Source organism: Chryseobacterium sp. HR92 (assembly GCF_045689405.1).
Classification (GTDB): domain Bacteria; phylum Bacteroidota; class Bacteroidia; order Flavobacteriales; family Weeksellaceae; genus Chryseobacterium; species Chryseobacterium viscerum_A.
This window is the reverse complement of the sequence record NZ_CP139139.1, coordinates 4,477,443-4,489,849: the sequence shown is the minus strand read 5'-3', so window position 1 is coordinate 4,489,849 and position 12,407 is coordinate 4,477,443. Positions and strand designations below refer to the sequence as shown.

General features: G+C 35.4%; 12 protein-coding genes. 3 read left to right on the top strand and 9 right to left on the bottom strand.

The features are described 5' to 3' along the window. Nucleotides 1-1,719 carry a glycoside hydrolase family 3 protein gene (locus SFA27_RS20335; protein ID WP_407294543.1) on the bottom strand — a complete coding sequence of 573 codons (1,719 nt, stop codon included), beginning with the start codon at nucleotides 1,717-1,719 and terminating at the stop codon, nucleotides 1-3. Between the two features lie 116 nt (nucleotides 1,720-1,835). On the opposite strand from SFA27_RS20335, the gene SFA27_RS20330 reads away from it, so the two are divergent. After that, nucleotides 1,836-2,384, top strand: a complete 549-nt coding sequence (locus SFA27_RS20330) for a hypothetical protein (RefSeq protein ID WP_047374000.1) — start codon at nucleotides 1,836-1,838, stop codon at nucleotides 2,382-2,384. Nucleotides 2,385-2,651: 267 nt separating this feature from the next. On the opposite strand, the gene ribA is transcribed toward SFA27_RS20330, so the two are convergent. The 8 genes from ribA to SFA27_RS20290 form a co-directional block, all read right to left on the bottom strand. Further along, a complete protein-coding gene (ribA, locus tag SFA27_RS20325) occupies nucleotides 2,652-3,248 on the bottom strand; it encodes a GTP cyclohydrolase II (protein ID WP_047373998.1) in 597 nt (198 codons plus the stop codon). Nucleotides 3,249-3,266: 18 nt separating this feature from the next. Next, entirely contained in the window at nucleotides 3,267-3,725 is a 459-nt protein-coding gene (locus SFA27_RS20320; protein WP_047373996.1) for a hypothetical protein, read from the bottom strand. Beyond that, nucleotides 3,722-4,336: a DUF4254 domain-containing protein gene (locus SFA27_RS20315; RefSeq protein WP_047373995.1), complete on the bottom strand. Its 615-nt coding sequence runs from the start codon at nucleotides 4,334-4,336 to the stop codon at nucleotides 3,722-3,724. Before SFA27_RS20315 ends, SFA27_RS20320 begins: the two co-directional genes overlap by 4 nt. 15 nt (nucleotides 4,337-4,351) lie before the next feature. Beyond that, complete coding sequence (locus tag SFA27_RS20310; protein ID WP_407294540.1) at nucleotides 4,352-4,564, bottom strand: twin-arginine translocase TatA/TatE family subunit; 213 nt, start codon at nucleotides 4,562-4,564, stop codon at nucleotides 4,352-4,354. A 31-nt stretch (nucleotides 4,565-4,595) separates the two neighbouring features. Beyond that, complete coding sequence (locus SFA27_RS20305) at nucleotides 4,596-6,158, bottom strand: peptidoglycan DD-metalloendopeptidase family protein (protein WP_047373993.1); 1,563 nt, start codon at nucleotides 6,156-6,158, stop codon at nucleotides 4,596-4,598. After that, entirely contained in the window at nucleotides 6,155-7,006 is an 852-nt protein-coding gene (locus tag SFA27_RS20300; RefSeq protein ID WP_047373991.1) for a DUF4292 domain-containing protein, read from the bottom strand. Before SFA27_RS20300 ends, SFA27_RS20305 begins: the two co-directional genes overlap by 4 nt. A 106-nt stretch (nucleotides 7,007-7,112) precedes the next feature. Further along, nucleotides 7,113-8,129, bottom strand: a complete 1,017-nt coding sequence (locus tag SFA27_RS20295; protein ID WP_047373990.1) for a sugar phosphate nucleotidyltransferase — start codon at nucleotides 8,127-8,129, stop codon at nucleotides 7,113-7,115. A gap of 133 nt (nucleotides 8,130-8,262) precedes the next feature. Further along, nucleotides 8,263-9,690, bottom strand: coding sequence for an oligosaccharide flippase family protein (locus SFA27_RS20290; RefSeq protein ID WP_407294537.1), 1,428 nt, complete (start codon nucleotides 9,688-9,690; stop codon nucleotides 8,263-8,265). A gap of 100 nt (nucleotides 9,691-9,790) precedes the next feature. Here SFA27_RS20290 and SFA27_RS20285 point away from each other — a divergent pair, with 100 nt between their 5' ends. Further along, nucleotides 9,791-11,128, top strand: coding sequence for a dihydroorotase (locus tag SFA27_RS20285; protein WP_264519588.1), 1,338 nt, complete (start codon nucleotides 9,791-9,793; stop codon nucleotides 11,126-11,128). A 324-nt stretch (nucleotides 11,129-11,452) separates the two neighbouring features. After that, the gene (locus SFA27_RS20280) at nucleotides 11,453-12,403 is read left to right on the top strand and encodes a tetratricopeptide repeat protein (protein ID WP_407294535.1); all 951 of its coding nucleotides are present in this window, start codon (nucleotides 11,453-11,455) and stop codon (nucleotides 12,401-12,403) included. The last annotated feature ends 4 nt before the right edge of the window (nucleotides 12,404-12,407 follow it).

Below are 12,407 nucleotides of genomic sequence, written 5' to 3'. Positions count from 1 at the left end.
TTATTGTTGTTTTGATGTTGTATTATTTGCTGAGGTAACTGTAGTAAGATCAATGCCCATTCCTGGTTTCAGCTGATCATTAACCAGTACAGGAAGTTTTCCCCATATTTTTGTTTTTCCGTTTAGAGCATCTGCAGCAGCATTCATTGAATCATCATTATTTTCATAAGAAACAAGAACCGTTGACACTCTTGAAATATCAATATCCTTTAATGCGTAAGCACTTCCAAATACATTGAGAATTACATTTTGATTTTTGGTAAGATCAGAAAGCACCTGCTTAGATTCTGCTGAAACTTTATAAGGTTTATAAGCCGTTGAATTATCTTTATGGAAACCGACAATTACTGTTGATCCTGCTGGAATAGTATTTATTTCACCTGCTTTTTTGATCATTACATTGTTACCTAACCTGCTGGCGAACGTCTGATAAGGGGCTTCTTCCAAAGGAACATAATAAATCTGTTTTCCTGTAAGAGGAAGTAATTTCTTTTCATCCTTTAATAAAGTCAATGCATTGGAATAAAGATTCTGTACCAGCTGGATATGAGAATTATTATTTAAATCTGTATTGATATTTTCCGGATTTTTTGGTGTGTATTGTGTCAGGCCAAGGAAATACTTGGTTAATAAGATTTTTTTCACACTTTCTTCTACTCTGGACTGAGGAATTTCCCCTTTATCAATGGCTTTCTGAATCAGTTTTTTACCTTCAGAAACACCTTGTGAGAAAAGCATAATGTCATTTCCTGCTTTAAAAGCCATAGCATCCAGTTCTCCTGGCTTGTATTTATTGGCTACAGCACCCATATTTAAAGCATCGGTGATGATTAAGCCTTTATACCCCAGCTTGTCTTTCAATAATCCGGTAATGATATTTTTAGAAACAGAAGCGGGAATTCCTTTCCCTGATTCTAAGCTTGGAACATATAAATGAGCAACCATTACTCCGCCGATTCCTTTATCCATCAATGCTTTGAACGGTGCAAGTTCTACTGTGTTGAGCCTTTCTATCGAGTGGGAAACTACAGGAAGATCAAGGTGTGAGTCTGTGCTGGTATCTCCGTGCCCAGGGAAGTGTTTAATTGCTGCTAAGATATTATTATCCTGAAGACCATTAGAGTAGGACAGGGCAGAGCTGATGACATTATCTACTTCAGAACCAAAACTTCTGTTCCCAATGATAGGATTATTAGGATTGGTATTGACATCCACTACAGGAGCAAAATCCCAGTTGATTCCCATTCTGTGACAATCATCAGCAATTTTTGCGGCCATCTGATACACAAGGTTTTTATCCTGAATAGCCCCTAATGTCATTGCCCATGGAAATTTGTGAGCAGTGGCTATTCTCTGGTATAGCCCCCATTCGGCATCCATACCAATCATCAAAGGAACTTTTGATTTCTGCTGAAATTCATTGACCAGATTGATTTCCCTTGCAGCATCATCCTGCATTAAGATCAGACCTCCTATTTTATCATTTGCAACAATATTTCTTACCTGGCTGATATAATCTTCACCTTTATTGGTATAAAGTGCCACAATAAAAAGCTGTCCTAGTTTTTCATCCTGAGAAAGATTTTTATAGGTTTTGTCAACCCAGTGCTGAGCCTTTTTCAAATCTTCCTTAGAAGCATTTTTGGGCTGATATTGGGCGTTCACCTTAGGACTTATCAATGCGACAATAAAGAGTGAAGTATATAATAATTTCTTCATGACTTTTTGAATAAGAACAAAAATACAATTAAAAAAATGAGGAAAACAAAGTTTTTGAGATTTTTGGTATATGATTTGAATACGCAATATAAATAATAACTAAACTTTAATAAGAAATGAAAAAAATACTTCTCTTTTTATTCCTGGGTGCTGTAGGATTTACCGCTTATAGCTGTGATAATAGTGATGACACTGTAGTACAGGGAACAGATTATGATACAATAAACCAATCATTTGATATATCTCCTACTTTTACAAAAGTAACTGACAATCTTTACAGATGGAGTGATGATTTTAACAAGCCATTAGTGCAATCAGATATGGTTCTTATCTATATGCAGATTGGAACAGATGGAGATTCTCCTGTCTGGAAACTTCTTCCCTATACATCTTATGTGGGTAACGCAAATAATGATGCTGTAGATTATATTTTTGATTTCAGTAAATATGCTGCTACTATTAATATTAATTCTACTGCTGCATTTAGTTTAACAGCTAATCCATCATACTATCAGAATAAAAAATTCAGAGTTCTTATTCTTCCTGCAAACGGAACAGGAACAGGTGGTGCAAAAACAGCTAAAGGTAATGTAGTAGATTACAACGATTACAAGAGTGTAATTAAATATTACAATATTGACGAGTCTAAAATCAAGACTAAATAATTTAGAATATCTTTTCAGTTTTTTATAATTAAAAAAGCTCCGGGAGAATATCTTCCGGGGCTTTTGATTTATAGATGATCAATTAATGATTCTATATGGCACCATAATTCAAGTATCGTCTATAAAGAGATGAAGATGAGGTCCTGTTAAATTGTTGGCCTATTTGAGTGTTTTACGTATGAAATCTGTGGTCTGAATCAAAATGAGAATTTCTTCAGGAATAGTAAAAATAAAAAAGCTTCAGAATTTCTGAAGCTTTTGTTTTATCTAGTTATCATTGTCATCCAGTAGATGTCCAAAGAAATCTTTTTTTGTTTGCAGATATCCTTTGCTTATTTCGTTTGCAGGAATCTGTAGCGGTACTCTTGAATTAAGATGAATATTGCTGTCTACCACATATTTTACCTTTTCAGGATTATTGGTCAGAAGGTTGATATCTTTTACATCCAGCAGATTAAGGATTTCAATGGCTACGCCAAAGTTTCTGTCATCTGCAGGAAGTCCCAGTTCAAGATTGGCTTGTACGGTGTCTAGCCCTTTTTCCTGTAGAGAATATGCCTTCAGCTTGTTGATGATCCCGATGTTTCTCCCTTCCTGGCGAAGGTAGATGATAATTCCACCGTTTTCATGGATATATTTCATTGCAGCATCCAATTGTTGGCCGCATTCACATTTTTTTGAATGGAAAACTTCTCCGGTAATACATTCTGAATGGAAGCGAACATTAACAGGTTTTGAAAAATCTGTATTTTCAGCAACAATGGCCATATGAGGCATCCAGTCGTTTGCGTTTTCGGAGAAAGCTATCATTCGGAAAGTACCGTGCTCTGTAGGAACATTGGCTTCCGCCTGAATTTTAATCATTGATAGTTCAATTGGTTTTTAACTTCCTGGCAAAGCATCTTCAATAACAGAGATATTGGTTTTTAAACGAACCAGATATCTGTTGAGAACTTCATCGTCATCTCTGTCAAGATTCTGTCTTAGCTTTTGAATTTTTTTGTATGATTTTTCGAAGCTTTTAAGGGCTCTGCTCTTACCGGCAGAATTACTGGCATCAATAGCATATAAATAATTCTGAAGACTGTATTTCAAACTGGTAACCTCATCGTTCAACCCATTATTTTTAAACTTGGGAAAAGTGGAGATCATATTTGAAATTTCAGAAGCATTTACATTTTCTTTAATATTGATATTAAAATTCTTCTTTGAGCCTCTGTCGGAATCAGAACCTTTGGTATCACTATAAAAATTATTTGACAACGGGGAAAGATTTAGCTTTTCCGTTGCGCAGGAAGATGTTAATATGATAAGTACTCCAAGAAAAATTAGTCGTTTCATTTCTGTTGCCCTTTTTGATAAAGGATTGGGTTAAGACTTTCATCGTTATACATTTTCATTTGTTTGTATACTTTCATCTTAACGTTACCGTTCTCAATATCAGCAAGCAACTGATTTATAGAAGTAGACAGATCCTCTTTCTGAGTAAGCAGAACATCCAGTTTAGCCTGGCAGTTGTTTCTGTGTTCTTCAGAAGCAGATTCTCTATTCGCTTCTAACGACATATGATAAACCTTTAATGCAAGAATTGATAATCTGTCTACTGCCCAAGCGGGAGTTTCTGTATTTATTTTTGCTTCAGATTTAGGAGTTATATTTTCAAACTTAGTAAGGAACCAGCCGTCAATATATTCTACCAGATCAGTTCTTTTCTGATTGGAAGCGTCTATTGTTCTCTTGAGTTGAAGAGCTTCAGCCGGATCAATATTTTCATCTCTAATTATATCTTCCAGATGCCATTGAACGGTATCAATCCAGTTCTTTGCATACAAAATCCGTTCCAAACTATTTTTTTCGAACGGGTTATTAATTAGAGTGTTAACATCATCAGACACGTGATAGTCTTCAATAGCCTGATTGAAGACTTTCCATGCAGTCTCAGTAAATTTCATTAATTCTAAGGAATTTTAGTTGCTTGGAGAATTATTATCGTTCGACGTTGGGTTTTTTTCAGAACCTGGCTTGTCTTCTTCTTTTACTGCATCTTTAAATTCCTTGATTCCTGAACCTACTCCTCTCATTAATTCCGGAATTTTCTTTCCTCCAAAAAGCAACACTAAAAGTATTGCTACGATAAGGATATGTTGCCAAGATAAGGCAAGTATTGTTAGTGTATTCATCTCTTAAAATTTTTGCAAAGTTACACTTTTTTTAATATGAAATCCAACCTAATGGATCAACTGGTGTACTTCCGTTCCATACTTGGAAATCAAGTGTATAAGCGCCATCAAAATCCTGGGCTATAGTACCGATTGCTGTTCCTGATGAAACCTGCTGTCCTTTGGACACATTAGCATTGGATAAGTTGGAATAAATAGTAAAATACCCTCCGTGTTTGATAATAACGGTTTTGGTACCGTCACTGCTTGCTACCACCGAAGATACAGTTCCCGGGAATACAGATTTAGCACGTGTACCTGAAGGTACAGAAATTTTAATACCGGTGTTATCTTCAGAAATATTTTTGAAAACCGGGTGCTGCTGTCTTCCGAAACGGTGTGTGATTTGTCCGGCTCTGTCAGCAGGATAACCAAGTCTTCCTCTGTTGTCTGCAAAGCTGTTTCCGGTAGCGGTAGAAACTCCGTAGCTTGTCATTGCTTTTGTTTCAGCAGCTTTTTTCTCTTCTTCTTTTCTCTTCGTAAGGGCTGCTTCTGCGGCTCTTGCTGCTGTCAATTTATCTGCAGCTTCTTTAGCTCTTGCATTGGCTTCGTCTGAGGCTTTTTTGGCAGCTATTCTTCTGGACTCATCTCTTGCATTAGCTTCTGCCTTGGCAGCATCTTCACTACGTTTTCTTTCTTCTTCGGCTCTCTTCGCCGCCAGATCTGCAGCTCTCTTAGCTTCTGCTTCTGCAAGTCTTCTTTCTCTTTCAAGGGCTTCTGCTCTTGCTTTAGCTTCCGCTTCAATTCTTGCTTTTTCTCTTTCAGCAGCTATTTTTGCCAAACGTATTTTTTCTGCTTCTGCTTTTCTTCTTGCTTCCTCTTCTGCTTTAGCAATTCTGATTTCCTCAGCAATAATAGCTCTGATCTGCCCTTCCAATGCTTTAGACTGAACTTGTTTTTGCTTAAGTTCAGCTGTTAGTTTAGATTCGTTTTTCTTGAAATCGGTTACCAATTGCTCTTTTTGAGCTCTTTCAGCATTGATCGTCGCTAAATCCTTCTGTTGGTTTACCAGAAGGTTTGCTTTCTCTTTTACAGAGTTTTGTCTTTGTGCAATTGTTTTCTTGATCAGGTTGGCCGCATTTGTAATTTCAGCAGCTTTTTTATCCTGGTAATCTGAATATTGTTTCAGGTACTGTACTCTACGTATACCTTCCCCCAGATTTTTGGCAGAAAGAATAAAAGTTACTTTGTTCTGTACTCCTTTATTTTTATAAGCATTCACCAAAACCTCAGCATAGTTTTTTCTCAATACAGCCAGTTCTTTATTCTGACGGTTGATTTCCAGCTGACGTAAATAGATATCATCCTCAATGAATCTTTTTTCTTTCTGGGTATTATTATAAACCTTCTCTCTTAAAACCAACTTTTGGTTCACACTGGAAAGATAGGCTATAGAAAGCTTAGATTCACTTCTGGTTTTGGCTAAATCGGAATTTATTTGTGCAATTTGTTTTTTAAGTTCGGCATTCTGCTTCTGCAGCTGTTCTTTGTTCTGCTGTCCCTGGTGCAGTCCAAACATCAAAACACCTATTAAAAAGCTAAATTTTTTAATCATTTAATCTCAATTTTCTTATAACTGGATGGTACAGAATAAGGTGTTTCCATCCTCGAAAAGTCAAATTTCGTGTTTTCCATTAAAATCTGACTAGATTTTGAGCCTTTTATAATTATTTTAACATTTTTTGGAAGACGGATTCCTTCGTATTCATTCCAGTCACTATAAGAAACATCAAGTTCGTCTGAAGACAAAATATCTTTTAAGTTTACGGACAATAAATCGTAATTGGTATCGTATTGAAGTGCAATTTTATACTCTCTGTTTTTTTCGTCCGTCGTAATTTTCTGATTGATATTGGAAACCATTTTAAATCCTTGTGCATTCTGCGTAAGATCAAATTGTCTGTCATTTATTTTAACAAAAGTCCTTCCTAGCAGGATTTTTTCCAAAGATTTATAATCAATGAAATTAACGTTCAGTAAATTATTAAGATAATCAAAGTCGGAATCTATATAGGTTTTATTGATCTTATCCTGACCTTTTATTCCTTCAGGAGTAGCAATACCTCGGGCCGCATTGATGAATAATGCTCTGAGATTCATCCATACCTTTTTATCATTTTCAATATAGACAGTAGCATCCAGAGTAGGAACATAACTTCCTGTTTCTACACGAACTTTACTGTCAATTTTGATTTGCTCAAATTTGGGTGGAATCAATACATGTTCGTAAAAAGTGAGTTTGTCTCTCACCGGCTGGTTTACATCTTTTGGATCTCCATTGTCTTTATCTACTGTTGTAGCAATACTGTCCCGTGTCTGATCTGTATCATTTTGAACTTTGGTACGGGTTTTACAGGATGATAAGGCAAGAAGCAATAAAAGAAGGGGAATCCAATTTTTCATGTATTTATCTTTAATTAAAAAATACGGTGCAATATTAACGCCAAACCACACAAAATGTTTTGTGTGGCCTGATGATATCTTGTTAAGTTAAATAACTTCTATTCTTTTATTTAGATAGAAAATCTAAAACGGAATAGTCTCCCAGAGAAATTTCTCTGGCCACTCCGAAATATTGTGCAGAATTACCGATCATAGAATTAGAAAGGTTTCCATGATTTATTCTGGTGTTTTCCTGAATCAGAGAGTTTTCAATATTAGAATTAACAACCGTTGTATTGTTTCCTAATGAAACTCCAGGTCCTACTTTTGAATTGGAGATTTTCACATTTTCACCAATAAAACATGGCTGAATGATCAAAGAATTTTCAATCACAGCAGAAGCAGGGTGATTCATCATTTCCTCTCTTTCATATTCAAGGATTTTGCTGTTGGTTTCTACCGTGGCATTTTTGTTACCACAGTCCATCCAGTCGTTTACTTTTCCAAGGGTAAACTTGGCACCTTTAGCTCTAAGGTTTTCAAGTGCTGTTGTCAATTGATACTCACCTCCGTTTTTAATATCATTGTCCATGATATAGTTGATCTCTTCCATCAGTTTTTCAGCACTGTTGAAATAATAAATACCGATGATGGCAAGATCTGAAACATAAGTAGTAGGTTTTTCAACAAAATCTGTGATAAAACCGTAGTTGTCTAATTTTACAACTCCGAAAGCAGATGGATCTTCCACGCTTTTTACCCAGATCACTCCATCAGAATTTTTGTCTAATTGGAAGTCTGCACGGAAAAGGGTATCTGCAAAAGCAATAACAATGTCTCCCTGCATAGATTGCTCAGCACATTTGATGGCATGAGCGGTACCAAGAGGGTCGTTCTGATAATATATGCTTCCTTTTGCTCCCAGCTTTTCAGCAATCTGAATAAGGGATCTTTCGATCTCAGGGCCAAAATCTCCGATGATAAAGGCTACCTCTTCAATATTTTCTCCTGCAACTTTAGCAATATCTTCCACCAATCTCTGTACGATAGGTTTTCCTGCAATAGGAATAAGCGGTTTTGGAACTGTCAGTGTATGGGGACGTAATCTGGAACCACGTCCAGCCATAGGAACAATAATTTTCATAAATTATATAAAAAATTTTATAGTTATTTTAATAATTTGGTTAAAGATAATAATTAAAACCTTTGTTGGGATATGATTTATATCTTTTTAATATTTGAATAGGTTTGTTTACTATCAAAATAAAGACCAAAGTTTAATTCTTTCTGATTCTCGATAAAATCAAGTCTTTTTCGGAATAAATCAAAATTCCTGTAAAGATCAAGAATAGTATATTACTTGTTAAAATGTTATAGTTGAGATATTTTACAATGATAAAGCTAAAGATCCCAAGTAATATAAGGAAGAAGGACATTTTCTTCATTCTGTAAGGAATGGGATAATATTTCTGGCCCAGCAGATAAGATACAATCATCATAATAACGTAGGCTCCGAATGTAGCCCACGCAGAACCGATCATGCTGTGGTAATAGTTTAAGGCTAAAAGGTTGAGGGTAATGTTTATTCCTGCTCCAAGCCATGAAATAACAGTACCTACACTGGTTCTGTCCGTTACTTTATACCAGGTGGAAAAGTTATAATATATTCCGAAGCAGAGATTGGCAATAACAATAATCGGGATGATATCTATAGCGATCCAGTAAGATTTGTTGGGAATGAAAACGTCTTTCAACCAAGAGATATTGGCAATGATTCCTAAAGCGACAGCGCAGGCAAAAAAGGAAAAGTATTCTGCTACTTTGGCATAAGTCTTTTTAGCATCACCTTTATCCATTTGTTTAAAAAAGAAAGGTTCAATACCCATTCGGTATGCGGTAACAAATAAGGTCATTAGTACAGCCAGTTTATAGCAGCCGCCATAAGCCCCGGCTTCTTCGTCTGAAATATGATTTCTCTGAATGGACTTATCAAAGTTTTCATTGACCATAAAAGCCAGACCTGCCAGCATGAGCGGAAACGAATACTTAATCATACGCCCGAACAAAGAGGTCACAAACTGAAATCTTACTTTTAATATAATAGGGAGCAGCAATAGAACCCCCAGAGCACTTCCCGCCAGATTACTGAAGAACGGATAGTCTACATTTTGGTCCAATCCAAAACTTTTGGATATACTTTCCGGAATCCAGAAGAATAATGCCGCTGTAAAAACAGCCTGAAATATAGCCTGAACAACTCTTACTGCGGAGTATTTGATGGGTTTATTATGAAAACGAAGCCAAGCAAATGGGATCACTAATAAATTGTCAAAAAAACCAATTAAAGCAAACCATCTGATATATTCCGGGTTATCATGATAGCCTAAATAATCTGCAATAGGCTGATTGAATAAATAACATAATGCAAGGAAAATAGTTGAGGTTGAAAATAAAAACCAGAACGAAGTATTGAAGGTCTTTTTCTCATTATTCTCTTCAGCAGAAAACCGGAAATACGCCGTTTCAAAACCGAAAGAAAGTATAATATTAACAAACGAAATCCATGCGTAAAGCTGGGTGAAAATCGCAAAACCTTCATTGGGAATTTTATAAATCAAAAGTGGATTAAGGATGAATAAAATAATTCTGGGTGCTATAGCTCCCGCTCCATAGATGATTGTCTGCCCTAATAGTTTCTTATACAAAGTCGAAATTTTTTACAAATGTAAAACTTTAAGCATTCGTTTGGTGATTTTGGGGTGAATTAAAACATAAAATCTTAATTTTACGGGGAAATAAATTGAAATGAAAGTTCTTATAAAAAATGTAAATATCGTCAACGAAGGAAAAGTCTTTGAAAGCGATATCTTAATAGAAAGTGACTTAATCTCCAGAATAGCTGCGGACATTTCTGAAGATGCAGATCAGATCATTGATGGTTCGGGAAAATATCTTCTTCCGGGAGTCATTGACGATCAGGTGCATTTTCGTGATCCGGGACTTACCCATAAAGGAGATATTGAAAGTGAATCAAGAGCTGCTATTGCAGGTGGAGTAACCAGCTTTATAGATCAGCCTAACACAGTTCCTAATGCTGTTACCCAGGAACTCCTAGCGGACAAATACGAGCTTGCTTCCCAAAAAGCTTATGCCAACTATGGCTTTATGATGGGAGGAACGAATGATAATCTGGAGGAGGTTTTAAAAACAAATCCGAGAAATGTTCCCGGGATTAAATTATTCTTAGGTTCATCTACAGGAAATATGCTGGTAGATAATCCGGAAACACTGGAAAATATTTTCAGCAATACCCAAATGCTGATTGCTGTTCACTGTGAAGATGAAGCTACAATCAGAGCCAATACTCAAAAATATATGGATGAATATGGGGATGATATTCCTGTGAAATTCCATCACTTGATCAGAAGCGAAGAAGCATGTTATAAATCTTCATCTAAAGCTATTGAGCTTGCGAAAAAAACAGGAGCCAGACTTCACGTTTTCCATCTTTCAACTGCAAAGGAAATGGAACTTTTCAGAAATGATATTCCTTTAAAAGATAAAAAGATCACTGCTGAGGTGTGTGTGCATCACCTTACTTTTACCAATGAAGATTATGAAACAAAAGGCGGACTTATCAAATGGAACCCGGCTGTAAAAACTCAAAAGGATAAAGATGCCCTGTGGGAAGCATTGCTGGATGACAGAATTGATGTGATTGCTACAGACCATGCTCCGCATACTGCAGAAGAAAAAAATAATGTGTATACAAAATGTCCTTCAGGGGCACCTTTGGTACAGCATTCATTGGTTGTGATGCTTGAAAATTATAAAAACGGCAAGATATCTCTTGAAAAAATTGTTGAAAAAATGTCTCATAATCCTGCCATCCTTTTCAAAGTTGAAAAAAGAGGTTTTGTGAGAGAAGGATATAAAGCAGATTTGGTTTTAGTTGATCTGAATGAAGACTGGACGGTTTCCAAAGATAATTTACTGTACAAATGTGGTTGGAGTCCTTTGGAAGGAATGAACTTCCACTCTAAAGTTACCCATACTTTTGTCAACGGACATCTGGTGTATGATAATGGTATTATTGCTGAGGAGAAATTTGGAGAGAGATTGCTTTTTGAACCTAGAGATTAATAAGACGATATTTTTAAAATTATAAATTCAATAGGAGCGGGCTTTAGCCCGCCCTCTTTATTTATAGATATTCCATTGGCCTTAGCTAAAATTTATCTAACACTCAAAGATTACAAGATTTAGCATATGATTAAACTTATCCTTTTTGAAGTCTTTTAAATTTCCAGATAATTTAAATTTATGTAGTTTCGCGCAGAAAAAAAATTACCAATATCTATGTATAAATTCTTTTTGATTTTATTTTTATCAATTTCATTACAGCTTAGTTCACAAATCAACACACAGTTGCTTTCAAATTCATCCTGGACAAGTGTAAAATCGAGTATGTTGGATGGAAGCAGGGATTTGTTCCAAAAACCATCCAGTTTTTTAGTATGGAAAATTAATGGTAATAATCTTTGTGAATATATTGATCCTTGGTATTTGGAGAGGAAAAATTGTGTGAATGTTAAGATCGAAAAAAATGCAATATGGATAGCTGATAAACCAGTTTATGAAATTGAAAAGTTGACATCTGATTCATTAATTGTTATAGAAAAACCAGAGGGTGTTACTTTTCCTGATAAAATAAGAAAGAGATGGTTTGTAAAAACCTCAGAGGTTTTGAAAGATTTTACAGATAGGGCAACTGGTGACTCGATTATAATTACTTCCCGAAACGCAATGCCATCATTGAAAAGAGGAATAAATTTTGAGCTTCTTGAAAGCTATTCAAGAAAAAAGTATACTCTGGATTTCGAGACACTAGGAGAAATCAGGATTTTTCCTAAAAAACAAAAGGTTGAAGTAACCGTGGACTCTAAAAAGCAGAATAAAGATAATCAGGCAGCTATTGAATTTTTTAAAACTACGCTGGAAAAAGATTATAAAGTATGGGATCTAACGGGCTTTGATAGTTTTGAGAAAATTATTATTCCTTACTATCTCAAGGCTAAATTAGAAGAGGGTAATGCCGGTAGTATTGCTTTTTTTTGCAAAGTTTCTTTTGAAAAAGATGAAAGAACTGTAGTAAGAATAAAAGATAAATTTGTGTCTGCAGAAAATTTCAATAAGGGTTTAAAAGCCATCAACAGCCAAAAATTTGATAATGCAGTTTACTTTTTCAATAAAGCTCATGAAGATGATAATACAAACACGGAAGCATTGTATAATATAGCTTCAATTTCAATAGCTCAAAACAAAACAGATATTGCATGTACTGCATTAAAAAAATTAAAAGATCTGGAACAAACCGAAGGAATCAAACTGTACAATGAAAAATGTTCAGGAAAATAATAAT

Coding starts and splice junctions, on each gene's coding strand:
- SFA27_RS20335 (WP_407294543.1), bottom strand. CDS start 1,719: ATGAAGAAATTATTATATACTTCACTCTTTATTGTCGCATTGATAAGT.
- SFA27_RS20330 (WP_047374000.1), top strand. CDS start 1,836: ATGAAAAAAATACTTCTCTTTTTATTCCTGGGTGCTGTAGGATTTACC.
- ribA (WP_047373998.1), bottom strand. CDS start 3,248: ATGATTAAAATTCAGGCGGAAGCCAATGTTCCTACAGAGCACGGTACT.
- SFA27_RS20320 (WP_047373996.1), bottom strand. CDS start 3,725: ATGAAACGACTAATTTTTCTTGGAGTACTTATCATATTAACATCTTCC.
- SFA27_RS20315 (WP_047373995.1), bottom strand. CDS start 4,336: ATGAAATTTACTGAGACTGCATGGAAAGTCTTCAATCAGGCTATTGAA.
- SFA27_RS20310 (WP_407294540.1), bottom strand. CDS start 4,564: ATGAATACACTAACAATACTTGCCTTATCTTGGCAACATATCCTTATC.
- SFA27_RS20305 (WP_047373993.1), bottom strand. CDS start 6,158: ATGATTAAAAAATTTAGCTTTTTAATAGGTGTTTTGATGTTTGGACTG.
- SFA27_RS20300 (WP_047373991.1), bottom strand. CDS start 7,006: ATGAAAAATTGGATTCCCCTTCTTTTATTGCTTCTTGCCTTATCATCC.
- SFA27_RS20295 (WP_047373990.1), bottom strand. CDS start 8,129: ATGAAAATTATTGTTCCTATGGCTGGACGTGGTTCCAGATTACGTCCC.
- SFA27_RS20285 (WP_264519588.1), top strand. CDS start 9,791: ATGAAAGTTCTTATAAAAAATGTAAATATCGTCAACGAAGGAAAAGTC.
- SFA27_RS20280 (WP_407294535.1), top strand. CDS start 11,453: ATGTTGGATGGAAGCAGGGATTTGTTCCAAAAACCATCCAGTTTTTTA.